Origin of the sequence: Nocardia violaceofusca NBRC 14427 (assembly GCF_963869435.1) — a bacterium.
Lineage (GTDB): Bacteria > Actinomycetota > Actinomycetes > Mycobacteriales > Mycobacteriaceae > Nocardia > Nocardia aobensis.
Genome location: NZ_CAWMPM010000046.1, coordinates 35,381 through 60,141, shown reverse-complemented (window position 1 = coordinate 60,141; position 24,761 = coordinate 35,381). Strand labels below are relative to the sequence as shown.

The window sequence follows — 24,761 nt, the reverse complement described above, 5'->3', positions numbered from 1 at the left end:
GCCGCCGGGTGCCTTGGCGGCGCCCTTCATGGCCAGACCGCCCGGCTTGGCGGCCGGAGCCTCCGCGGGTGCTTCCGCGCTCGCCTCGGCGGCCTCCGGCTCCGGAGTCGCCTTGGCGCCCGGTGCTTTCGCGGCGCCCTTCATGGCGAGGCCCTTGCCGCCGGGCGCCTTACCGCCACCCTTCATGGCCAGACCGCCACCGCCGGGCGCCTTGCCGCCGCCCTTCATCGCCAGACCCTTACCGGCGGCCGGCGCGGCCTGCTCGGCGGGGGCCTCGGCCTCGGGCTCGGCCGTCGGCGCGGCTGCCGCTTCGGCGGCCGGTGCCGCGGTCTCGGCGACCGGTTCGGGAGCCTTGGGCTGCTGGATCACCTTCAGGTTTTCCGACAGTGCCGCCGGCTCGACCCGGTCGATCGACTGCAGCATCAGCTGCGCGACATCCACGACCTCGACGCCCTGGCCGACCTCGCCGGAATCCTTGCGCGCGGTCACACCGTCGGTGAGCATCACGCGGCAGAAGGGGCAGCCGGTGGCGATCAGCGACGGCGAGTTGCCGCCGTCCAGGGTGGCCAGTGCCTCGTCGGTCCGGTCGAGGTTGACTCGCTTACCGAGCTGTTCCTCCATCCACATCCGGGCGCCACCGGCGCCACAGCACATCGACCGCTCGCCGTGGCGCGGCATCTCGGTGACGTTCGCGCCCGAGGCGGCCATCAGCTCACGCGGCGCGTTGTAGATCTTGTTGTGCCGGCCCAGGTAGCAGGGGTCGTGGTAGGTGACCTTCTCCGACACCGGCTTCACCTGCACGAGCTTGCGCTGCCGCACCAGCCGGTTGAGTAGCTGGGTGTGGTGCACGACCTCGTAGGTGCCGCCCACCTGCGGGTACTCGTTGTTGAGCGCGTTGAAGCAGTGCGCACAGGTGACGACGATCTTCTTCTTCGACGGTTCCACACCCTCGAAGACCGAATTCAGCGTTTCGATGTTCTGCATTGCCAACTGCTGGAACAGGAATTCGTTGCCCGCGCGGCGAGCCGAGTCACCGGTGCAGGTTTCCTCCGCACCCAGCACCATGAATTTCACGCCGGCGGTGGCGAGCAGTTCCGCGACGGCCTTGGTGGTCTTCTTGGCGCGATCCTCGTAGGCGCCGGCACAGCCGACCCAGAACAGATATTCGTACCCGTCGAAACTTTCGGCGTCCTGACCGAATACCGGAATATCGAAGTCCAGCTCCGACATCCAGTTCAGCCGATCCTTGGCGTTCTGACCCCAGGGGTTGCCCTTGTTCTCGAGGTTCTTGAACAGGCCGGCCAGCTCGGAGGGAAATTCCGATTCGATCAGAACCTGGTAGCGACGCATATCGATGATGTGGTCGACGTGCTCGATATCCACCGGGCACTGCTCGACACAGGCGCCACAGGTGGTGCAGGACCACAGCACCTCGGGATCGATGATGCCGTTGACATCCTCGCCGCCGACCAGCGGACGCTCGGCCTCGGCCTTGGCCGCCTCGGAGATCTTCGCCAGCGCGGCCTCGTTCGGCTTGCCCTCGGCATCGACCAGGCCGACCTCGTCGCCGCCCATATCCTTGCGGCCACCGGCGAGCAGATACGGAGCCTTGGCCGCACCGTGGTCCCGCAGGGACATGATCAGCAGCTTCGGCGAGAGCGGCTTACCGGTGTTCCAGGCCGGGCACTGGCTCTGGCAGCGACCACATTCGGTGCAGGTGGTGAAGTCCAGCCAGCCCTTCCAGGAGAAGTCCTCGATCCGGCCGGCGCCCAGGGTGTCGGTATCGGGGTCGACGTTCTCCATATCCAGGGCGCGACCCTTGGACATCATCGGCTTGGCCGCACCCAGGGCGACGCCGCCGTCGTCCTCGCGCTTGAAGTAGATGTTGAAGAAGGCGGAGAACCGGTGCCAGGCCACGCCCCAGGTGATGTTGCGACCCACGTAATAGAGGAACGCCATGCCCGACATCAGCTTGATGAACGCGAAGATCGACACCATGGTCGCGTTGGCGGGCAGCAATTCGGCGACCCGCATGGTGAAGAAGTCCGTCGCCGGATTGCCCTCGCCGTTCAGCGCGATCTTGCCTGCCTTGACGAAGATCATGCCGAGGCCTTCCATCAGCACGATCGCTTCGATCACGTAGGCGGGCCCGAACTTCGAACCGCTGAAGCGCGACAGGCGCTGCGGTACCCGCGGGTGATTGAGCTGGCGAATGGTGATCAGCGTCAGGATGCCGACCACGGTGCCGATGCCCATCAGCTCGTCCCAGAAGTGGTACACGCCCCAGTTGCCGATGATCGGCCAATGGAATTCGGGATCGAACGTCTGCCCGTACGCCTCGAACCACAGGATGGCGCCGGTGATGAAGCCGATCATCACCAGCCAGTGCGCCCAGCCGACGGTGCGGAATTTGTTCATGCGGGTATGCGCGATGAACTCGACCAGCATCGTCTTGAGGCGTGGGAAGAACGGTCGCCAACGATCCGGCGCCGGCTGCCCGACCCTGATCGCGCTGAAGATCTTCCACGCGCCGCCGATGAACGACGCCCAGCACACCAGGCTGAGCACCGCTCCAATCGTGCCCAGCGTCACTGTCAGGGCATTCATGTCGCGACCTTCCTTCGGTTCCACGAGCATTCCGGCGACCGGGCTGGGGTCGCCGTTGGTTGCTCGTATCGTAACGGGCAGTAAGTTACCCGCCGGTAACTTATCTGTCCATCGTATGATGCACGAGTGGTCTATCCCAGGTTGTGGGGTCCAACCGTACTCAGGGTGTGACCGTTCTCACGTGTTGGCCTGCGGTTTTGGCGTGGTCGCGGTCGTCTGACACGGTAAATCCCGGCAAATCCGGTGTTCGAGCCAGGTCAGGCTTACTCGCCGCAAAGACGAACAGTTGGCGAATCGGTCCTTAATTGTTAGGGCACATAACAATTCTCGCTTTCGGTCGGGGTATTCGACTAAGCTCACCTCGTCCTGCTTGCTGTGTGCACCTTCACACTGCTCGGGGAGGTCCGTCAGGTTTGAAGTCGGGGTTGATGGCCTGACGGATGCGTGGGCTCTCGCGGAGAAGTTGCGTGCGGCAAACCCTGATGACGGATTGGAAAACCGAATGAAGCTCCGCAGAGGTACTGCGGTCGCCGCTATGGTCATCGGCGCAATGACCGTGGCGTTGGGAACTGCCAACGCCGACCCTGCACCAGCCCCGGCTCCGGCCGCCGACGCCAAGCCGGGGATCGACTACTCCACCAAACTGGTCGACAAGACGGTCGTCACCAAGCTCAAGAACGGCACGTTCGAGCTTGTGGAGAAGCACGGCGCGACTCCTGATCAGAAGCAGCAGGTCGTCGACATCAAGGATCAGGCCGGCAATGTCGCCCTGGAGATGCCGATCGACTACCGGATCGCGGGCGTTCAGATTCCGATCAAGCCCGTGCTCAAGGACAACGGCACGGTGCTCGAGCTGACCCCGGACAAGCCGGGCAATGTCGACCTGACCAAGCCGGTTGCCGCCGCCCCCGTGGCCGCGGTCGCGGAGACCAAGGCCGACCAGCAGACGCCGATCCAGGCCGACAAGCCGGTTCTGGTCGCCAAGGACGTCGCCTCGCCGATCGAGAACCAGCGCGCGATGAGCGACTTCGCCACCAAGTTCGGTCTGGCGACCGCGATCGGTGGCTTCGTCGGCACCGCCATCGGCGCCGTGATCGGCTGTGTCGTCACGATCGTCGCGGGCTGCATCCCGGGTCTGGTCACCGGCGCGGGCGTCGGCGGCATCGTGGGCACCGTCGCCGTGGGCGGCCCTGCTCTCGTCGCCGCGGGCGTCGAGCTGGTCAACACCATGCAGGCTGCCGACGGCAGCACCCAGTGGTCGGATGCGGCCATGGCGGCGGCCAGCGGTCAGCCGCAGCAGGCCAACCAGCCCAGGTAATTCACGGCGCGGAGCCGGTGATCAGCCGGCTCCGGGACGTGTACGGCCCGTCTTCCTCGTGGAAGACGGGCCGTTGTCGTTGGGCTCGTCGTTGCGGCGGTCAGGCCGTGTGCATCCGGAGCCGACCCGTGTAACTCACCTCGCCGAGCGGTTTCCCGAATTCCGCGAAGGACCGTTCGGCGATCTCGAACCGCCTGTCCTCGCGCACCAGAAGTACTGTGCTGCAACGAGTTCCGTGCCAGTCGTTGGCGACGAAGCGGGCCGATACCGAGCGTTCCTGCTCCGGCGACAATCCGGTGTGCGGTAGTTCGGCATCGGGTGCGATGGTGCGGTCGGCCAAGACGTCGAAGTAGTCCTCCACCGCCGGGGAACCGACCACCGCGCCCAGCGCGCGCACGCCGTCGCGCACCTTCGGCCACGCCGTGGCACCGGTGTCGGTGTGCACGCCGCCCACGCCTGCGGCGGTGTGACGATCCGCGATGCCCGTCGGCCGTCCGGAGCCGGGTGCGGCCGAGCCGAGCAGGGCGGCATTGGACAGCCCGTGCACTCCGGGCGGCAGGGCCAGCGGAGTGGCCGCGCTGCGATTGCTGTGCCACCACAGTGTCTCCAGATCGGAGACGACCAGGTTGTAACCGTTGTAGTCGTCCAGATCGGCCGCAGCGGTGCGAACGAACTTCTCCGGTGCCGCGGAGCCGGTCAGATAATCCATCAGCAGAGCGCCGCGGGAGCGGGCATCGATGCGCTTCTCGGCCGGGCCGCGCACATTGGTGACGGTCGCGAAACGACCGGCCTCGGGGACGATTCCCAGCCAGGTGCCCGGCACGCCGTTCGGGGCTCCGAGATCACGTCCGGCCAGCAGATTCGGCCGCTCCGGCCACCATCGCATCGATTCGGTTGGGCGCGTGTAGAACTCGTCCCGATTGGCCGCCACGATCAGCCGATACTCCGGATGCGCGCGCCACCCGATCAACACCAGACACATAACTCCAGCATGCACCAGCCGGGTGAACACGAGTTCGGGACGGCAGCCGGCGGGTGGGGCCATCGCAAGCTCCCGCGGAGCCGACAGTTCCCGCAGAGACGACAGCTCCGCGGAAACGACAAGGGCCCGGCATTTCTGCCGGGCCCTCGACGATGCTCGAAGCGCTCAGTTGGTGCGAATCCGCAGACCCGGGTTGTCGGAGAGCACCTGGTTCACCGGCTGCGCGAACAGCTGCGGCGCATCACCGGTCAGGGCACCGATCAGGTTCGGGATCTCGCAGATCGGGTAGTCGGCCACCGAGGAGGCGCTGGAGATGCCCAGTGCCAGGGTGCCGGTGACGATCGGGCCGCCCGAATCACCCGGCAGCGCACAGATGTTCGCCGAGAACGACTGGGTCAGATCGCGGTCACCGACCTGGACGGTCTGATCCACCGCGTTCACCACGCCACAGCTGAAGCCGGTGCGCGAACCCGACTTGCAGACCGGGGCGCCGACGACGGGGTCGGCCACACCGGTGATCGCGATCGGCGCGGCGCCCGGCACCCGAACGAGGTTGTTGGCGAAGCGATCCCGGCTGCCGGCGTCGATCGAGACGATCGAGTAGTCCTGGTTGCCCAGGATCGACTTCTGGAACGAGCCCAGCTGGGCGCCGATGTGGTTGCCCGGCAGCAGCTCGAACATGCCCGGCGCGTTCGCGGTACCGGCCGCCGGGATGTTCGGATCGCAGTGTCCGGCAGTGATGTTCACCGGGTTGCCGTTGCGGTCCTCGCCGTTGAATCCGGTGGAGCAGACCAGCTGCATCTTGCCGGCCACCGACGCGTAGGAGTCGCCGCCCGCGCGGGGCGCGTTGGGCTGCTCACCGGCGATCGGCTTCACCTGCGGGTCCGACTCCGGCGGGCCGACCGGGGGTGCGGCCATCACGATCACGTGCGCCGGGTCGACGAAGCCCGGCATCGGCACGCCGGCCTTGTCCACGCGCACCGCGATGCTGTTGTTGACGGTGTCGATCACGACACCGCGCACGGCCTGCGCGACACCCTCGGGCTGGCCCGACAGCCACTGCTGGAAGGCGTTCTTCTCGCTGCGCAGCACGGTCTGGCTCTTGGCCACGTCCTTCACGCCGAATCCGGCGTCCTGAGCGGCCTTCTTCGCGTCGTCGAGGCCTTGGCCCGGGGCCAGTGCCACCACGGCCTTACCGGCGTCGTCGAGCCACGCGCCCGCGAACGCCTGCGGGAACTGACGCTGCGCGGTCGCCGCGAACGCCGCCACGTGCTGCGCCACATCGGCGCGGTGCAGATACTCCTCCGGCGAGATCTTCAGGTCGCGCTGTACCGCCGCAGCCAGCTCGGCGGGCAGGGCGGGCGCCGGGGCGGGCGCGGGGTCCGCGGAAGAGGTCGCCGCGAGCGGCCCGAGAACCAGAACCGCCGCCGAGGCGGCGACCGCCGCGCTGCGGAGGCGGGTGCGCGGGGCACGTCCCGCGGCGGACGAAAGTCGGATGCGTGGCAGGAGCATGAGGCGACTATATGGGGTTTGCGCGGCTATGCCTACTTGTCGCGGTCTTTGGCCGAACTCACACCGGGCATACCGGAAATCGATACCCGCTGTTCACCCGGCCCGGATCGCGCCGAGGGGCACGTTCGGCCTGCGAACGTGCCCCTCGGCGCGATGGAAGGATCGTCAGCCCACGTTCGGGCGAGTACGCACCGTGATGCCGGCGCCCAGTCCGCCACCGGAATTGGCGTCGATATCGCTGAGGATCTGCCGGATCGGGATGCCCAGCGTGGCGGTGCCGCCGTACTGCGCCAGGTCCATGTTGGCGGCCTTGCAATCGGGTGCGTCGGCGGCGTTGGAACCGCTGGTGATGCCCAGGGCGAGGGTGCCCGAGACGATCGCGCCGCCGCTGTCGCCACCGAGGGTGCACGCCGAGCTGGCGAAGCCGCGCACCGTCTTGGATTCGCCCTCGGCGGTGAACAGTGCCGTCTCGACCCGGTCGGCGACCACGAATCCGCAGGTGAAGGTGGACGATTGGCCCGACTTGCAGATCGGGGCGCCGGTGATCGGCTCGGCGACTCCGGTCAGGGTGAGGGTGGTGCCGTTGGCGCCGCGCACCGAGGGCTGATCCATCCCGGCGGTGATCGCGCGCTCGTTGAGCTTGATCACCGAGTAGTCCAGTCCGGTGCTGCCGCCCAGTTGCGCCTTCACGAAGGTGCCGAATTGCGGGCTGGCCTTCAGATTGCGCAGATTCGGCAGGTAGACCCCGGCCTCGGAGTCGCCCTTGCCCACATTCGGATCACAGTGTCCGGCACTGATGTTCAGCGCGTTTCCCGCGGCGTCGATGCTGTTGAATCCGAAGGAGCAGACGTCCACCGACTTCAGCGCGGAATCGTCGAGGGAGGTGGGTGCGCTGATGTAGGTGTCACCGGCCATCGGGCGATGCTCGACCGGACCGCCGCCGTCGGGCGAGAGCACGACCTTGACGTTGGCGATCAGCGTCGGAAGGTTCAGCAGGTGACCGGCCGGGGTGTTCGCGACGCTCAGCACCAGCTGGCTGTTCAGGAAATCGATGGCGACCGAATTGATTCCGGCCGACAGTTCCCGCGGCAGCCCGCCGATCCACTTGACGAGCTGGTCGAGTGAGCTCTCCAAGTTGTCGGCCGAAATCGGTGCCAGGCGAGTCTGATAGCCGGCGGAGTTGGCGATGCGCGCGGCGTCGAGCGAGGTCACCGCCATCACCGGCTTACCGTCGGCGCCGAGCCAGGCACCGGCGAAGGCCTGCGGATGTGAGGACCGGAAGTCGCGGGCGTAGTCGCGCAACTGCTGAGCGCGGGCGGCGCGGTCCAGATACTCCGCGGGCGACATCTTCAGATCGCGGCCGATGGCCTGCACCAGTTCCGGCGGCAGCTGGTCGGCTGCCGACTGGGCGGGCGCGGGATCGGCGAACGCGGGCGATGTGGCGATCCACGGGCCGAGCAGAAGGGTCGAAGCGAGGGCGACAGCAGCGGTTTTCATCGACGCGCGTGCCACCGAGGCGCGTCCGATCGTGGCGCGACGCGCCGCCAACTTGCGCATGGAGTCCCTTCGTCAGGCACATACGTGCCGGCCACCCGTGGGCGGTAAACCATTGGGTGGCAACAGCCCTCGACCATCAAGCAGACCGTCCGCCCGGTGCAAAGTCCGGGACGACCGGTCAGCGCATCACTTTAGGGCACAACGGCGTGAGTTTCGCTACGAAATCATCACGGAGTTGGCGGACTACTGCACCTGGAAGCCCGGCAGCGGTAACTCCGGCAGGCCGCCGGGGGCGGTCGTGGTGGTCCGGGGTGTGGTCGTCGGCCGCCTGGACGTGGTCGTGGGCAAGCTGGGCGGCGCAGTGGTCGGGGTGACGGCCGGTGGCGGCGGAGGCGCAGGTGTGGTCTCCGTGGTGGTTTCGGGATACTCCTGCGGCTGCTGCTCGACCGTGGTGGCCGGTGGTGGCGGTGGCGGGGGCTGGATCGTCGTCGTCACCGGCTGGGTGCGGGCGTCGGCCTGTCCGGAGACATCGGAGGCGGGCACCTGCGTCGGGCTGCTGTCGCGATACATCAGTGCTACGGCGATCCCGCCGACGATCAGTCCCACGACGGCCGCCGCCGAGGCGATCAGCAGGGGTACGCGACGCTTCTTCACCGGTTCGGGCGGTGGGACCACCTCTGCCGCCGGAACGGCCACGGTCGGGGTGGCGGGGGCGGGCGGCGGTTCGACCGCCGGCACGGCCGCCGAATAGGCCTGCATGGTGGCGTCGGAGGCCTGCACCGCGGGCAGCACATCGGTGACCACCAGCGCGTTCTCGGCGCCGGCCGGATCGGGCGGAGTGGTTCCGGCCGGGGTGGCGAGCACGGCGGCCAGGGCCGCCCGGGCGGCATCGCGCGCGGGTCCGCGGCTGTCGCCGGCCGCGGGCAGGTCGGCCTCGCTGACCAGAACCACCGACCGCAAACCCAGGTAGTCCAGGGCCTCGCGCAAACCGCGCACATGTTCGGCGGGCCAGTCACCCGGGTGGGTGGCGTAGAACTCGGCCGGGCCGTTCAGATGTTCGGCGGCCAGGTTGATCAGGCAGAACATCGCGGTCGCCACCAGATCCTCGGCGCGGTAGGCCTCCCCGTCGTCCACGGTGATACCGGCGGGATCGCCGACCGCGCGAACGAATCCGGTGATCGAGTGGGTATGTCCGGGCGGCGCCTCACCGCCGAGTGCGGTGTCGCCGTCGTCGGACATGTGCAGCACCGACTCGCGCGCGATGTACAGGGGTTCGGGCGTCTCGTCGGTCTCGCCACCGCTGGTGACGATCGCCGCGACGCATTCGTCCTCGGCGATCCGCAGGCCCACCCCTGTGGCCATCCTCAATACCTCGCTTCGGTGTCTCGAGCGCGCCGATCACACGAGTAACGAACCGTGTCCCATTGCGCGGAGCATCGACAATAACTCCGAGCGCGACCCGGCCCCGATTCGACGCCGGATCCGCGCGACATGATGCTCCACCGTCTTCGCGGAGATGTACAGCCGAGCGCCGATTTCACGGTAGGTCAGGCCCAGCAGGACCAGTTCGGCCACTTCGCGCTCGCGTTCACTGAGGACCGAGGCGGCTGCCGGTTCGGGGGTCGTCGCGGCGCGCGGGGCGGCCGGGGTCCGCTCGGGCGCGGCCGAGGGCCGGGAGCCGGTGCGCACCGTGCGGGCCAGTTTCAGCAGGGCCGTCGCGGTGGCCGGATCGCCCGCGCTCAACGCCGCCTCACTGGCCAGCCGGGCGGCATCCCAGACCATGCCGATCGCGGCCAGGCGTCGGACCGCCGCCGTCACCCGATCCTCGGCGACCTCACCGCGCAGCACCAGCACCCAGGTGCGTCCCGCGTCGGCGAGGATCGCGGCATGCGGATCACCCGCCTGCGCAGCCGTTTTCAGCAGTCGAGCGGGCGGCATCAGTTCGTCCGGGCGCTCGTGCGCGATCGCGGCCTGAATCTCGTACCAGTGGAATACATTCGCCCACGCCGGGGGATTTCCCGCGCTGCGCAGCACATCTCGCGCCGCCTCCACCAGCCGGGTTATCCGCTCCTGTTCACCGAGGCGGATGGCGGCCAGCCACAGTTCACCGATCGGCAGCAGGGCGGGCAGGTCGGCGTCGACCTCGTCGAAGGTCGGATAGGCGGCCTCCCAGGCGCGCAGCAGGACGCCGTGATCACCCGCGCGGCGGGCCAGTCCGACCAGGACGCCGTGCGCGAGCAGCCGATCGCGCGGCGGCAGAGCGGTGGTGTCGACGGCCGCGACCGTCTTCGCCGCGGTCTGTTCGTCGCCACCGAGCATCGCCGTCCAGGCCGTCAGCACCCGGATCTGCGGATCGTGCGGATCGGTGCCGCGCAGAGCGTCGGCGGCGCGGCGGGGCTCGCCCATACTCAGGCACAGCAGTGTCGCCAGCGCGACCGGAGCGCACGGCAGCATGCGGTCCTCCTGCGCCGCGGTGCGGGCCAGCTGGATCAGGGCGGCCGCGGCCGAGGTTGCGGCACTGCGGGATTCGCCGGTGATGCTCTGCGCCAGCGCGGTCGCGAACCGACCGGTGCGGGCGTTGGTTTCCGTGGGCGGCCACTGTGCCGCCGAACCCGACACCGCCCGCGCGTCGCCGACCGCGCCGGCGAGGTGGAACACCGCCGCGGCGGTCGCCCAGTCGGCGCCGGTACGGGTCGTGCCGAGCCACGAATACAGCTGTACGGCCCGGCCGATCAGCCCGCGGCGAGCCTGGACGCTCGCGCAGATCCGCACGGCGGCGGCCAGTTCCGCGGGTTCGGCGTCGGTGCGCGCGAGCACGGGTTCGGCCAAACGCAAGGCGGATTCGTCGTCGCCGCCGAATACCGCCGCGGTGGCGCGGGGGACGGCGATTCGCTGCGCCTCGTACCCACTGGCCACGGCGGCGGTGTAGTAGCGACTCGCCTCACTGCCCGCGTTGTCGGCCGCGGCGCGGAGGAATTCGGCAAGTCGCTCGTCGCGGACCCCGGATTCGGCGAGCTGCAGGGCCGTGTGGTCGCGCAGGAGCCCGGCCTCGAGACGGGCGGTGAGCAGGCGGCGCTGAATCGAGACGAACCGGCGTTCGCCGACCAGGGTGCGCAGCGGTTCGATGGCGGGACTCAGCAACAGGTCGGCGTCGGTGATCAGGGCTCCGGCGCGGGCCCGGTCGACGAGTCCGACCGCCGTCGCCTCGTCGGTGCCGAGCACCTCGGCCAGCTCACTCGGATCGAGGCCGGCGCCGGTGGTGGCGACCGTCAGGACCTCGAGCAGCTGCGGTTCGGTGTCGTCGAGAAGCGTTCGCGCCCACGAGGTCACGGCCTGATCGACCGCCTCGATTCCGCCTTCGAGCCGGGTGGCACACGCCGCCGTGAGCGCCGCCACCACACCACCGGGGATGCCGCCGGTGTGCCGGTGGATGTGGTCGGCGACCGCGCGCGGCACGGTCATCCCCAATTCGCGGGCGAACGGAGCAATATCGGCGGTCCCCAGCGGGCGGAGTTCGACCACCCGGCCGCGCCGCGACACCGCGTCCGCCAGGGCGCGCAGGGCGGTGTCGTGCGGTTGCGGCCGGGTCGCGACGATGATCGTGCGCGGATCCGATTCCACGGCGGCACAGAGCTTTTCCAGCTGCAACTGGTCCAGGGTGTGCGCGTCGTCGACGACCACGGCGGCGCGGGTGTCCGGCGGCGTGGTCGTCGCGCTCACATCGTCGAAACAGCCGATACCGCTGCGCCGCAATCTGTTTCGGATGGCCGTGAGCAGCGTGGTCTTCCCGGTGCCGCCCCGTCCCCGAATCAGGTAGACGAGCGGATCCGGCGAGCCCGAATCCAATTCCCGGAGAATCTCCCGCGCGCCCGGAATGGCGCCGAATGCGACCGCGAGGTTGCCGACCACTGTCACCGATCCTCAGTTGCCTTTGTGGGGCAGCACTTGGCCTGGGAGCTGCACGGCCGTGTCGACTGCGTTACCCGCCTGATCGAGCCCGTTGTTCAAGACGTTGCCCAGTGAACCGCCGGGAGAGCTCGGCACTGTGGGCTGGGAGGGAGCCGACGGCGCCGAGGGAGTCTGCACCGGCACCTGCGGCGGCGCCTGCGGTGCGGGGCTGTTGGGCGCGGGGGAATCGGGCGCCGGGGAATTCGGTGCCGGAGCGTTCGGCGCGGGCGCCGCGGCGGATTCGGGTGCGGGCGCATTCGCCCCCGCCGAATTCGGAGCGGGCGAGTTCGCCGCTGCCGTGCCCGCGGCCGGGGTCCCCGCGGAGTTGTCGGCGGCCGTGCCGGTGTGGTTCGTGCCGGTGTGGTTCGCGGCCGTCGCCGGGTTGCCCGCCTTCGGATGCGCGGGGTCGGTGGCGCCGGCCGGGGCGACTCCGGCCGAGGTCGACGCCGCATGAGCCGCGGATGTCGCCGCCGCGGGGGAGGGCGACGAGTTCGAGGGACTTCCCGCGGTGCCCAGGGCCAGGGTGCCGGTGGCGACCGCGCCCACGGCGATCGCGGCGCCGGCGATGAAGGCGACGCGGCGCCACCGGCTGGTTCCGGACGGCGCGGTATCGGCCGGCGGCGGTTCGACGGTGGCCCGGTCGCCGACCGCCGGTAGGGCTGTGGTCGTGGCGTCGTCGGAAACCGGTTGCGCCGCAGCGAAATCGGGCTGGAAATCGGGTACGGCCAGGGCCGCGGCATGACGCCGAGACTCGGTGTACAGGTCCGCGGCGAGCAAGGTCGCTCCGCGCGCGCTGAGCGAACCGGGATCGGCGACGGGGGCGATCGGGATCGCGAACTCGCCGGAGATCAGTTCGGTGAGCAGGCCGATCGAAGCGCCGCCGCCGGTGAGCAGAATTCGGCCCACCTGGTCGATGCCCACCCCCGCGCGCCGGACCGCCTCGTGCACGAGGCTCAGCGAATCCGCGAGCGGACCGCGGAACAGATCCTCCACGTCGTCCCGGACCAGGCGTACATCGCGCGCGATACCGGCCAGGCGGACCGGCACCACCGTGGCGGTGTCGGTCGAAAGCCGGTGTTTCGCATCGGCGCAACGGTTTCGCAGTATCGACAATTCGCGTTCGACAACCGGGTCGAACGGATCGAAATCCGTTTCTCCCAATGCATTTGCCAGCACGTAGCGCATCGTCAGCAGATCGAATTCGGCGCCGGACACCTCGGTGGAGCGAACCGGTTCGCCCAGTAGTCCCGAGTGCGGACCGGAACCGACCACCGAGACCGTGGTACCGGTGGCGCCGGAGTCGTAGACCACAACCGGGGTATCGGCCGGGAAGGGAGTGCTCGCCTCGAGCCGGCGGAGCGCGGCGAGCGGTTCGGAGACCAGGACCACCGCCTCTGCGCCGGCGCGGTCGAGCGCGCGGCGCTGGGCCTCGACGATGTGTGCCGGCCACCACGCCGGCACCGTCGCGACCGTGGAATCCGGATCGAAATCGGCGACGACCTGGGAGATCGTTTCGGCGACCAGATCGGCGGCAGCGACCGAGGAGCCGTCGGGCAGGAGAATATCGACCGGATCGCCCACGCGGGACAATAGATTCTCCGACAATTCGGGCGCCGATCCGAAACGGTGGCGACGAATGTGAACAGAGACATTTTCCGGGTCGGCGCTCGCGGAAGTGGAGCCGGTCGCGGCAACCGTGCGCGACGACCCGACCGTGATGCCGAGCGTCAGGCCCTGTGTCATTCGAGAACCCCTGTCGTTGGTATTTGCGGTCGTCACGAATATTTACGGTCGTCACGATCTATCCCACTGTCGGTTGCCGGGGGGCCGTCGTTACCGCTGATCCGGAAGGTTCGGGGAAAGTCCCCTAATGCTCCCGAATCCCCTATCGGCACCGATACGGAAATCAGGGGATTCGCCCCGTTTCGCGTAACGCCGGAGCTTCTTAGCGTGAAAGGCAATTCGACTGCTGCGGATCGACACGATGGTCCGCCGATCCAGGAGACGATCTGCGATGACCCCGAACGCCATTCTCGAATTCATCCTCAACCTGTTGCGCGACCACGAGGCCGCCGTCGGTTACTGCACCAACCCGACCGAATCGCTGTGCGCGGCCGGGCTGGAGGCGGTGACGCCGGAAGATATCGCCGCCGTGGCGCCGATGGTCGCCGAATCCGCCCTGGTCACCGGCGGCTCGCAGCTCGCCGCCATCGTGGCGGCCGGGGGCGGGGCGGCCGCCAACGGTGGACTCGGCGCGGCGGCCGGTGGTAGCGGCGGGCTCGCCGGTGGTGTGGCCGGCGAGGCGGGGGCGATCAGTGAAGCCAACCTGGGAGCCGGGGCCGCGCTCGGCGGAGAAACCGGAATCGAGGCCGGTACGGGCCTCGGACTCGGCGCGGGACTCGGCGCCGACCTGGGGGCGGGGCTGTCCGCCGGTCTGGGCGCGGCCGCATCGCTCGGTGCGGGCGCCGCGGCCGGACTCACCGCCGGACTGGGCGCCTTGACCGGGGTCGCGGTCGGCCTCGGCGGCGCGGTCTCCGGCACCGGCACCGCCGGTACCGATCTCGGCCTCTCCGCCGGGATCGAAGGCGCCGCCGACACCGTCGCGCAGGTCGGCGCCGACCTCTCCACTCAGATCGGAACCGGCATCCAGGCCGGAATCTCCTCCGCCGCAACCGGTTTGACCGAAGCCACTGCGGGACTCGGTGCCGGGCTCGGCGGAGCGCTGAGCGGCGCGGCCGAAGCAGGCGCAGGCCTGGGCGCCGAACTCAACGGAGCACTCGGCGGCGCAGCCGAAGCCGGCGCCGGCCTGGGCGCAGCCCTCGGCGGAGCACTGAACGCCGGCGGGGAACTCGGCACCGGACTCGAAACCGGACTGGGCGCGGGCCTCGGCGGTGCCCTGAGCGGCGCGGCGGAAGCCGGAGCGGGACTCGGTGCCGCCCTGGGCGGTGCGGCAGCAGCCGGCGCGGGCCTCGGCGGTGCCCTCGGTGGCGCCCTGAACGCGGCCGGTGACCTGGGTGCGAGCCTGTCCGGCGCTGCAGGCGCGGCGACCGGCGTGGGTTCGGAACTGGGCGGTGCCCTGGGTGGTGCGGTCAACGCGGGTGCGGGTCTCGGTGGTGCGCTGGGTGGTGCTGTCAACGCCGGAGCTGATCTTGGAGGAGCGCTGGGTGGTGCCGCCAACGCGGGTGCTGGTCTCGGAGGAGCGCTGGGTGGTGCGGCCGAAGCCGGTGCCGGCCTGGGAGGTGCCCTGGGCGGCGCGGCAGCGGCGGGTGCCGGACTCGGTGGTGCCCTGGGCGGTGCCGCCCACGCGGGTGCCGGACTGGGCGGTGCACTGAGTGGTGCGGCGGACGCCGGACTGGGTGGTGCGGCCAGTGCAGGTGCTGGTCTCGGTGGTGCGCTGAACGCGGCTGGTGATTTGGGTGCGGGGCTGTCCGGTGCTGCGGGTGCGGCGACCGGGGTCGGCTCCGAACTCGGTGGTGCGCTGGGTGGGGCGGCCAACGCGGGAGCGGGTCTCGGTGGTGCCCTGAACGGTGCTGCGAATGCCGGTGCGGGACTGGAGGGTTCGCTCGGGGACGCGGCTCACTCGGGTGGCGATCTGGGTGGTGCTTTCGGTGGTGTGACGCAGGCCGGAGCAGACCTCGGTGGAGCTCTCGGGGGTGCGACCGAGGCGGGTGCGGGACTCGGTGGTGAACTCGGGGGTGCCGCGAATGCGGGCGCGGGACTCGGGGGTGCGCTCGGTGGAGCGGCGAATGTGGCTGGGGGACTGGGTGAGTCGCTGGGTGGTGCGGCGAATGCCGGTGCAGGTCTCGGCGGTGCCCTGAACGGTGCCGCGAACGCTGGTGCAGGTCTCGGCGGTGCCTTGAACGGTGCGGCGAATGCCGGTGCCGGACTGGGCGGTGCCGTCAACGGTGCGGCGAATGCCGGTGCCGGGCTCGGAGGTGCCTTGGGTGGTGCTGCGAACGCTGGTGCCGGGCTGGGCGGTGCCTTGAACGGTGCGGCGAACGCCGGTGCCGGGCTCGGCGGTGCGCTGGGGGGCGCGGCGAACGCTGCCGCGGGGCTCGGGGGTGCTACCAGCATCGGAGCCGGGCTCGGTGGGGCGGTGGCCTCGGGGGCGCAGGGCGCTACCGGGCTGGAGACCGGGTTGTCGGGTGGTCTCGGCGGCGCGGTGCACAGCGGCGCAGATCTGTCCGGGGCCGCGGCTTCGGGTGCTCATGCGGCCGGGGATCTGTCGTCCTCGCTGTCGGGTGCGGCGACGTCCGGTCTGAACGGCGCGACCGGCTTGGGAACCTCGCTGTCCGGATCGGCCGATGCGGGAGCGCACACGGCCGGCGACTTGGCGACCTCGCTCTCCGGAGCCGGCGCATCGGCCGTGCACGGTGCGGGCGACCTGGGGACGTCGTTGTCCGGCGCGGGTGCGGGGGCTGTCCACAGTGCGGGCGATCTCGGCGCGTCTTTGTCCGGTGCCGGCGCCGGAGCCGTCCACAGTGCCGGTGACCTGGGTACGTCGTTGTCCGGGACCGCGGCGTCGGGTGTGCACAGTGCCGGTGATCTGGGCACGTCGTTGTCCGGTACGGCGGAGTCCGGTCTGCACGGTGCGGGCGGTCTGTCGAGCTCGCTGTCGGGCGCGGCGGATTCGGGATTGCACGCGGGTGCCGATGCGAGTTCGGGTCTGGCGGGCTCGGTCGACTCGGGACTGCACGCCGGTACGGATGCTTCGTCGGCGCTCTCGGGTACGGCCGCGGGCACCTGGTCCGGTGTCGATGTGTCGCACGCGTTCGGCAGCGGCGTCGGGACCGATATCTCCGGCGTCGGCGCCTCGGGTATCGGCGGCGGCGTGGACAGCGCCCTCGGCGGAACTGCGCACAGCGGCATCGACAGCACGCTGGCGGCGGGCGGTAACGGCTCGCTGTCCGGCGGGCTCGACACCGGCGGTCACACCGACTCGAGCCTGTTCGGCGACGCGTCCGGCCATGCCTCGACCGTCACCGATACGCACGCCTCCGGTGACATCACCGGCGGACTGCTGCACTGAGGGTAGCGGCGAAGTACTGAATTCGGTAACGAAACAGGTTGGGGTGCAACGAAAATGAGCAGTGTGGTCGCGGCGAACACCGCCCCGGAGGTGCCTGCCTCACCGCTGTCGCGGATTCTCGCCGAAACCATCACCGCCGCGCGCACCGCCGATCGCGACGATCTGGTCGGCCGGCTGGAGGTGCTGGCCGGCCGGATCCGCGACCCCCGCCGCCGCATCGTGGTGGTGGGGCTGGGCAACCAGGGCAAGAGTCAGTTCGTCAACGCGCTGCTGAATCTCGACATCAGCCCGGTCGGTGACGATGCAACCACCGGGGTGCCGATCGTGCTCGCTCACGGCCCGCAGGCCCGGGCCGAGATCGTCATCACCACGCCGTCCGGTGACGAGCGGGACAATCGGCGGATATCGGTGCCGCTCGGCGATATTCACACCGTCACGCCGCGGTCTCCGCACGGCCGGGTGGCGCGGGTGGAGATCGAGCTGCCGAATCCGCTGCTGGCCGACGGGATCGTCGTCATCGACACCCCGCCGGTCGGCGGTCACGCGACAGCCACGGCCGCGGCGGTTCTCGCCCTGGCCCCGGCCGCCGACGCGGTGCTGGTGCTCTCGGACGCCTCCACCGAACTGACCGAACCGGAGGTCGACTTCCTGCGGCAGGTGCGCGAATTGTGCCCGGCCGTTGCCCTGATACTCAGCAAGATCGACCTGTATCCGCATTGGCGCCAGGTCATGCAGGCCGATCAGGCGCATCTGGAACGTAATCGCCTGGCCCTGCCGATCATTCCGGTATCGGCGCTGCTGCGCAGTCACGCCATGCGGCTGCAGGACCAGCAGCTGGGCCGGGAATCCGGTTTCGGTGTGCTGTTCGACTTCCTGCGGGAACAGGTGGTCGCCCGGGATCAGGCGGCCGCGCAGCGCGCGGTGGCGCTCGATATCTCCTCTGCCGCAGAGCATCTCGCGCTGGCCCTGAGCAGCGAGCTGGTCGCTCTGCGCGACCCCGAACGCGGTGCGGCGGCCATCCGCGAACTGCGCACCGCCAAGGCGCAGGCCGAGGAGCTGCATCGCCGGACCGCCGCCTGGCAGCAGACGCTGGGCGACGGCATCACCGATCTGGCCGGCGATATCGATCACGATCTGCGAGATCGGTTGCGCGCCATCGGCAGAACCGCCGAGGAGTGGGTCGACGAGAACGACCCCGGGAGGCTGTGGGATCAACTGGAGCAGTGGCTGATGCAGACGACCGACACCGCCATCGGCGACAATCTGCTGTGGACGCATCATCGCGCCATCCACTTGGCCGAGCGGGTCGCCGAGCACTTCCTGGAGTTCGGCGCGGTGGATCTGCCCGCGGTGCGGTCGGGTTCGGAGCTGGAGGAATCGCGCGTGGCGGGGGTGACGCTGGCCGATCTCGAGCCGGATCTCGGCATCGGCCACAAACTGCTCGTCGGTATGCGTGGTTCCTACGGCGGCATGGTGATGATCGGTCTGGCCAGTACGGTCGCCGGCCTGGCCCTGATCAATCCGGTCTCACTGGGCGCGGGTGTGCTGTTGGGCGGCAAGGCGTTTCGTGACGACAAGCGGGAGCGGCTGGCCCGCAAGCGCAGCGAGGCGAAGATGGCGGTGCGCCGCTACCTCGACGATGTGAGTTTCGAGGCGGGTAAGGAGTCGCGCGACCGGCTGCATCGCATTCATCGCATTCTGCGCGATCATTTCACCGGAATCGCCGACCGGAGCCTGCGCTCGATCAACGATTCGCTGCAGGCCGCGCAGGACGCCGCCGGCGTGGCCAACGCCCAGCGCGCCGAGCGGTGCGCGGAACTCGAGCGGCAATTGCGCGTGGTAGCCGAACTGCGACGTCATGCCGATGTGATGCTGCCGCCTGCGGGTGCGTCCGGACGTCATGCGCGCGGGGCGCAGTCGTAACCCACGGCACCGGGATTCCCAGACTGCTCGGGTACGGTCGACGCGTGAGTTACCAGGTCAGCGACCAGACGCCGGGCATCGTGGGGGAGGCGCGCCGGTTGGTTTCGGCCGCCCGCCAGGCCTACGCGCCGCGTTCGCGCCCCGCCGCGATGCTCGGTGACTGTGCGCGCCGTCTCGACCAACCGCTGCGGGTCGCGCTGGCCGGGCAGCTCAAGGCGGGTAAATCGACATTGCTGAATGCGCTCGTCGGACAGGACATCGCGCCGACCGATGCCACCGAATGCACCCGGATGGTGACCTGGTACCGCCACGGCCCGGCGCCGCGGGTGAGCGCCCTGGCCACCGACGGCGCGAGCGCCGATGTGGTGGTGCGGCGCACCCCCGGCGCCGACGGTCTGCCCGGGGCGCACGGGTTGAGTTTCGATCTGTCGGCGCTGCGCTGGAACGCCGCCGGTGAGCACGAGGTCGACCATCTGGATGTGCAGTGGCCGGCCGCCACCCTGGCCCGCACCACGATCATCGATACCCCGGGGACCTCGTCGCTGTCGCGCGAGGTGTCGCTGCGCACCTCGCGCCTGCTGACGCCCGACGAGGATGCGGCGGTGACCGTGCCCGAGGCCGACGCGGTCGTCTATCTGCTGCGCCGGCTGGACGCCTCCGATATCGGATTCCTGGAGCGCATCGGCTCCGGAGGTGCTGCCCGGCAGGGTGTTTCGGGTCCGCTCGGCGTGATCGGGGTGGTCTCCCGGGCCGACGAGATCGGCGCCGGCCGCATCGATGCCCTGCATTCGGCGCGCGAGGTCTCGGCCAGGTTCGCCACCGAACTGGAGCGAACCGGGTTGTGCCAGGCGGTCATTCCGGTCGCCGGTCTGCTCGCCTTCGCCGGCGCGACGCTGCGGCAGCGCGAATTCGACGCCTTCGAGGCGCTGGCGCGGATCTCGGTGGACGATCTGAGCATCGCGTTGCTGTCCGCGGACCGATTCGCCCATCCGGAGTTGCCGCTGCCCGTACCGGCGGATCTGCGGGCGCACCTCGCGGCCCGGTTCGGCCTGTTCGGCATCCGCATGGCGGTGACGCTGATCCGCTTGGGTGTGCGCGATTCCGCCACGCTGGCACGGGAACTCGCCGAGCGCAGCGGTGTGGAGGAACTGCGCACGGTGCTGGATGTGCAGTTCGCCCAGCGAGCCGACCAGCTGAAGGCGCATTCGGCGTTGACGGCGGTGGCGCGCATCGTGGCCGCCCATCCGGGCACGCGCGCCGACGACCTGCTGCCGCACATCAACAGCCTGTTGGCGGATGTGCACGGATTCGCCGAGCTGCGTCTGCTCGGGCGGTTGCGCACCGACGAATTGCCGCTGCCCGCGGACGATGTCACCGAGTTGTACCGATTGATCGGCGGATCCGGGGTGGCACCGCACCTGCGCCTGGGGCTGCCGCCGGACGCTCCGGGCGGTGAAGTGCGGGCACACGCTGTGGCGGCGGTGCGGAAGTGGCGTGGCCGGGCGCGCCATCCGCTGGCCGACCGATTCACCACCGAGGCATGTCTGATCGCGGCGCGGAGTGCGGAGGGAATCGTCGACCAGTTGCGGGAACCGGAAACCACGCCGATGAGCCGGGTGCGTCCGCCGCGCGCCCGCTGATCCCTCGGCACTGCGATGTGTCCCGCATCACAGTGGATGTCTGTCACAACCTCGTCCGGCCGGTGTCGAAACCGGATGTAAGGGCCGCATAGCCGGCCGGGCACCGATCCGAGGACACATCATGCCGACCGTCGTGACTCTCGATTCCTTCGTCAACTACCGCGAGAGCGGCACCGGACCGGTTCCGGTGGTCTTCCTGCACGGCAACCCGACCTCGTCCTATCTGTGGCGCAACGTGATTCCGCACGTCGACCCGCTGACCCGGGTGCTGGCGCCGGATCTGATCGGGATGGGTGAGTCGGGCAAGCCCGATATCGCCTACCGGTTCGCCGATCACGCCCGCTACCTCGACGCCTGGTTCGATGCCCTGGAACTGGAGGAGGTCGTGCTGGTGGGGCACGACTGGGGTGGTGCGCTGGGGATGGACTGGGCCGCGCGGCATGCCGACCGGGTGCGCGGCGTCGCGGTGCTCGAGACGTTCCTGCGCCCGCTGCGCTGGTCCGAGATGCCCGAACAGGGCGCGGAGCTGTTCCGGCGGTTCCGCTCACCGGAGGGCGAACAGATGATCCTGCGCGACAACATGTTCATCGAGTTCAATCTCCCGTTCGGCGCCCGCAGCCTGACTCCGGCCGACCTCGACGTGTATCGCGCGCCCTATCCGACGCCGGAGTCGCGGCGGCCGATGTTGGTGTGGCCGAGGGAGATTCCGTTCGACGGGGCGCCCGCCGACGTCGCCGCCGTCATGGAGAACTACGGCCGCTGGATGGCCTCCACACCGGATATCCCCAAGCTGGTGATGGCTGTGGATGCCGGCGTCGGCCTCGGATCGGCGGACGCGGTGGAATGGGCGCGGCAGACCTTCGCCGCGGTCGAGGTCGTCGGAATCGGTGCGGCCGGACACCACGCACCCGAGGACCGTCCCGACGCGATCGGAGCGGCCGTCGCGACCTGGCTGCGCGGCTCGCGGCTCACGGCACCCCGAACCGAGGTCCGGACAACGCGGCGATGACCTGCGCCGTTGCGGTGCCGTCCGCGGCACCGCACGATAGGGCGATGAGCGTTGACGACGCCGACGAGCGGGTGGCCGAGACCGCCCTGGTCGATCGCGCCGTGGCCGGTGACCGCAGCGCCGTCACCGAGGTGGTGCGACTGCTGCAGGATCCGCTGTACCGCTTGGCATTACGGATGACCGGCAATCCGTCCGACGCCGAGGACGCGGTGCAGGAGATCCTGCTGCGCGCCGTCGGCAATCTCGCGAGCTGGCGCGGCGAGGCGAAGCTGACGACCTGGGCCTATCGCATCGGGGTCAACTATCTGCTGAATCAGCGCCGCCGCAGCCCGCAGGAATCGGCACTTCTGGATCTGGACGGCTTCGGGGCCAATCTGCTGGAGGGACTGGCCGAACAGGAGTACCGGGGCCCCGAGGCGACGGTGCTCACCCGGGAGGTCCGGCTCGTCTGCAGCCAGGCGATGCTGCAATGTCTCGCTCGTGACGAACGGGTCGCGTTCGTCCTCGCCGATGTCTTCGAACTGTCCTCGGCCGAGGCCGCGTGGATTCTCGGCATCGGCGCGGCTGCCTATCGAAAACGATTGGAACGGGCGCGCACTCGGCTCGGCAACTTCCTCGACTCCACCTGCGGGGTGGCGAATCCGGCAGCGCCGTGCCGATGTTCGCGCCGCGTGCGGACCGCCGTCGATCAGGGCCGGGTGCGGCCCGGCAGGCCCGGCCTCGCCGGACACCCGGTGACGCCCGGTGGTCGCAGCGCTGCCGATGCCGAAGCGCAGATGGCCGGCCTGCACGACGCCGCGTCGATCCTGCGGGCCCATCCGGATTACGCGCTGCCCCCGGCCCGGCTGGAGGCGATCGCGACCCTGCTGGACTCCGGACGCTTCCCCTTGCTCGACCGCTGAACGATCACACGTCGATCAGTGAACTCGACGGGTCCACAAGGATTTTCGCGTGCTGTTCGGGACTGCCCAGAGCGGTGAAGGCATTGTCGACACCCGCCAATCCCACCGTTCCGGTGATCAGCGGGGCCGGGTCGACCTTACCGTCGGCGATCATGTGCAGGGTGTCGCGGAATTCGCCCGGGTCGTAGCCGAAGGCGAAGCGCAGTTCGATCTCCTTGTTGATCGCCATCGCGGGCCGGAAACGGTCGGTCTCCATACAGACCCCGACGACCACGATGCGGGTCAAAGGCGGTGCGTCGGTGAGCAATTGGTCGATGATGCCCGGTACGCCCACGCATTCGAACACCACCGGCCCGCCCGGCGCCGCGTCCAGGCTGTGCGCGAGGCGGAACAGGTACCACCAGGGCAGTTTCGGGATGCTGCGCAGTCGCGTCATGGTGTCGAAACCGAGATTGAGGATATCGGTGACGCCGGAGATGCGGCCCTTCGCGGGGTTGGCCGTCCACGGCGATTCCAGATTCGGATCCACCACCACATTCGCGCCGCACCGGCGCGCCAGTTCGCGGCGGCGGGGTGAGAAGTCGCTGGCGACAATATTTTTCACGCCGGCGGCGCGCAGCATACTGATGACCGCGAGGCCGATCGGCCCGCAGCCGACCACGAACGCCGGCTGGTTGCGACCGACGCGCCCCTTACGCACCGCATGCCAGGCGACGGCCATCGGCTCGGTCAGTGCCGCATGGTCGGTGGCCAGGCCGTTGGGTACCGGAAACGTCATGGATTCCTGCACCACGACCTGTTCGGCGTAGCCGCCGGGCGCCTGCTCCGACAGCCCGGTCAGTTCGGGGGTGCGCCCGTTGCGCACGATCGGCAATGCCACCACACGGGTGCCCGGCTGCCAGCGTTTGCGGCAGCCGGGGCCGTATTCGACGATCTCCCCGACGAATTCGTGCCCGAGCACCACACGCTGATGGGAGCGCATGAAGTTCGGATAACCGGTGACGGCCGCGAGCTCGGCCAATTCGTCACAGTGCAGGCGGGCGTGCAGATCGGATCCGCAGATCCCGCATCGCGACACCGCGATCACCAGCTGTCCGGGCCCGGGTTTCGGCGCCGGGATTTCCGCGACGTCCAGCTTGCCTTCCGAACACACCACGGCCTTCATATCCGCACGGTACCGCGCGGGATGTGCCGATTCAGCGGGATTGCGGAGGAACGCCCCAGCGACCGGAAAGACCCCGGAGGTCGGGGGTCGCCCCTGTCGCGCTGCGACACGCCGAGCTGCTGATGCCGAGTCGCTACCATCCAGGGGTGAGCTCTTCTGGGTCCGGAATGCCGGGTATGCCGGCATCCGGCAGTATGCGGGCCCGCGATATGGACAGGGTTCAAGCGCGCACCCTGCTCGATGCCGCCTTCGACGAGGGCCAACTGGGCGCCGACGAATATCACGACCGATCCGACCGCGCGGCCACCGCCAAGACCGTCGGCGAACTGCGGAACCTGGTCGACGACCTGCAACCGCCCGCAGGCGGTGCGCAATGGAAGCAGCCGCCGGGCCCGCCCCGGCGGGCAGGCCGCTATCCGGCCCACATCCGTGCCCGCGACGCCGACCGGGCCGAAACCTGCCGCGCCCTCGACACCGCCCTGGCCGACGGCCAGCTCTCGGCGGAAGAACATCAGACCCTCACCGATCTGACCGCGGCCGCCGAAACCCTCGGCGATCTGGCCGAATTGACCGCGGATCTGCAACGCCCCGCCGAGGCGCCGATCGATCCGCGGGCGGGGATGCGAAGCCGGACGGCGTGGTTCGCGGGCGCGGTGGCGGTGGCCGTGACGGCTGCGGCGGTGGGTGGATATCTGCTGACGCATCGGGTCGCCCCCACGCCTGAACCGGTGGTGGCCGCGGCGCCACAGGTGGTGCGGCCCATGGTGATCGAGACGCCCGACCTCACCACGGTGGCCGGCTTCGAGAAGTTCCGCGCCGATTATCGTGCGAAATTCGGCGACACCACCGTCGATGATCTGTCGCTCTTCCCGGATCATGCTTCGGTCGACCGCACGTCGGCGGGCCAGCCGAATCGAGTGGCCGACTACTCCTATCGGGGTGGTTTCATGCAGTCGACCGCCATCACCACCCGTTCGGCCGACAAGCCGATCTTCGACCTCGCCGCGGTGAACACGTCCGCGTTGGGTGAGCTGATCGCGCGGGCGGTACCGCTGCTGAGGGTCCCCGGCGGCGCGGTGAGTCATATCGGCATGGGCATCGACACCATCAGCAAGGTGCCGACGATCAGCATCTACGTCGGCAATTCGTTCAACGAGAACGCGTACCTGGAGGCCACGCCCGCGGGCGATCCGATTCGCGTCTATCCATTCCACACATAGGTGCCGCCG

The 24,761-nt window shown here is 69.6% G+C and carries 15 protein-coding genes; 7 read left to right on the top strand and 8 right to left on the bottom strand.

What is annotated here, in order from left to right; genetic code table 11:
* The coding region (locus AC5592_RS31995; protein ID WP_063066333.1) for a (Fe-S)-binding protein at positions 1-2,607 on the bottom strand (2,607 nt) is incomplete at its 3' end.
* A gap of 550 nt (positions 2,608-3,157) precedes the next feature.
* Here AC5592_RS31995 and AC5592_RS31990 point away from each other — a divergent pair.
* Positions 3,158-3,925, top strand: a complete 768-nt coding sequence (locus AC5592_RS31990) for a DUF8020 domain-containing protein (RefSeq protein WP_051025253.1) — start codon at positions 3,158-3,160, stop codon at positions 3,923-3,925.
* Between the two features lie 100 nt (positions 3,926-4,025).
* Here the strand turns inward: AC5592_RS31990 and AC5592_RS31985 are convergent, their stop codons facing one another.
* The 6 genes from AC5592_RS31985 to AC5592_RS31960 all read right to left on the bottom strand — a co-directional run bounded on the left by AC5592_RS31985 (position 4,026) and on the right by AC5592_RS31960 (position 13,445).
* On the bottom strand, positions 4,026-4,970 hold the full coding sequence (locus tag AC5592_RS31985) for an NRDE family protein (RefSeq protein ID WP_371507557.1): 945 nt from the start codon (positions 4,968-4,970) through the stop codon (positions 4,026-4,028).
* Between the two features lie 102 nt (positions 4,971-5,072).
* Entirely contained in the window at positions 5,073-6,419 is a 1,347-nt protein-coding gene (locus tag AC5592_RS31980) for a S1 family peptidase (protein ID WP_063066326.1), read from the bottom strand.
* Between the two features lie 165 nt (positions 6,420-6,584).
* On the bottom strand, positions 6,585-7,976 hold the full coding sequence (locus tag AC5592_RS31975) for a S1 family peptidase (protein ID WP_083871330.1): 1,392 nt from the start codon (positions 7,974-7,976) through the stop codon (positions 6,585-6,587).
* Between the two features lie 183 nt (positions 7,977-8,159).
* Complete coding sequence (locus AC5592_RS31970; protein WP_036506597.1) at positions 8,160-9,278, bottom strand: hypothetical protein; 1,119 nt, start codon at positions 9,276-9,278, stop codon at positions 8,160-8,162.
* Positions 9,279-9,314: 36 nt separating this feature from the next.
* Positions 9,315-11,831 (bottom strand): LuxR C-terminal-related transcriptional regulator, encoded by a 2,517-nt coding sequence (locus tag AC5592_RS31965; RefSeq protein WP_232329648.1) that lies wholly within the window; start codon positions 11,829-11,831, stop codon positions 9,315-9,317.
* Positions 11,832-11,837: 6 nt separating this feature from the next.
* The gene (locus AC5592_RS31960) at positions 11,838-13,445 is read right to left on the bottom strand and encodes an Hsp70 family protein (RefSeq protein ID WP_198163989.1); all 1,608 of its coding nucleotides are present in this window, start codon (positions 13,443-13,445) and stop codon (positions 11,838-11,840) included.
* A 433-nt stretch (positions 13,446-13,878) separates the two neighbouring features.
* Here AC5592_RS31960 and AC5592_RS31955 point away from each other — a divergent pair, with 433 nt between their 5' ends.
* The 5 genes from AC5592_RS31955 to AC5592_RS31935 all read left to right on the top strand — a co-directional run bounded on the left by AC5592_RS31955 (position 13,879) and on the right by AC5592_RS31935 (position 22,367).
* Entirely contained in the window at positions 13,879-16,893 is a 3,015-nt protein-coding gene (locus AC5592_RS31955) for an IniB N-terminal domain-containing protein (RefSeq protein ID WP_063066323.1), read from the top strand.
* A gap of 54 nt (positions 16,894-16,947) precedes the next feature.
* On the top strand, positions 16,948-18,816 hold the full coding sequence (locus tag AC5592_RS31950) for a dynamin family protein (RefSeq protein WP_063066322.1): 1,869 nt from the start codon (positions 16,948-16,950) through the stop codon (positions 18,814-18,816).
* 44 nt (positions 18,817-18,860) lie between these two features.
* Positions 18,861-20,456: a dynamin family protein gene (locus tag AC5592_RS31945; RefSeq protein ID WP_232329647.1), complete on the top strand. Its 1,596-nt coding sequence runs from the start codon at positions 18,861-18,863 to the stop codon at positions 20,454-20,456.
* A gap of 121 nt (positions 20,457-20,577) precedes the next feature.
* Entirely contained in the window at positions 20,578-21,465 is an 888-nt protein-coding gene (locus AC5592_RS31940) for a haloalkane dehalogenase (RefSeq protein WP_063066321.1), read from the top strand.
* Between the two features lie 44 nt (positions 21,466-21,509).
* Positions 21,510-22,367 carry an RNA polymerase sigma factor gene (locus AC5592_RS31935; RefSeq protein ID WP_063066320.1) on the top strand — a complete coding sequence of 286 codons (858 nt, stop codon included), beginning with the start codon at positions 21,510-21,512 and terminating at the stop codon, positions 22,365-22,367.
* 4 nt (positions 22,368-22,371) lie between these two features.
* On the opposite strand, the gene AC5592_RS31930 is transcribed toward AC5592_RS31935, so the two are convergent.
* A complete protein-coding gene (locus tag AC5592_RS31930; protein ID WP_036506549.1) occupies positions 22,372-23,532 on the bottom strand; it encodes a zinc-binding dehydrogenase in 1,161 nt (386 codons plus the stop codon).
* A gap of 146 nt (positions 23,533-23,678) precedes the next feature.
* Between AC5592_RS31930 and AC5592_RS31925 the strand changes: the two genes are divergently transcribed.
* Entirely contained in the window at positions 23,679-24,752 is a 1,074-nt protein-coding gene (locus AC5592_RS31925; protein WP_198163988.1) for a DUF1707 SHOCT-like domain-containing protein, read from the top strand.
* The last annotated feature ends 9 nt before the right edge of the window (positions 24,753-24,761 follow it).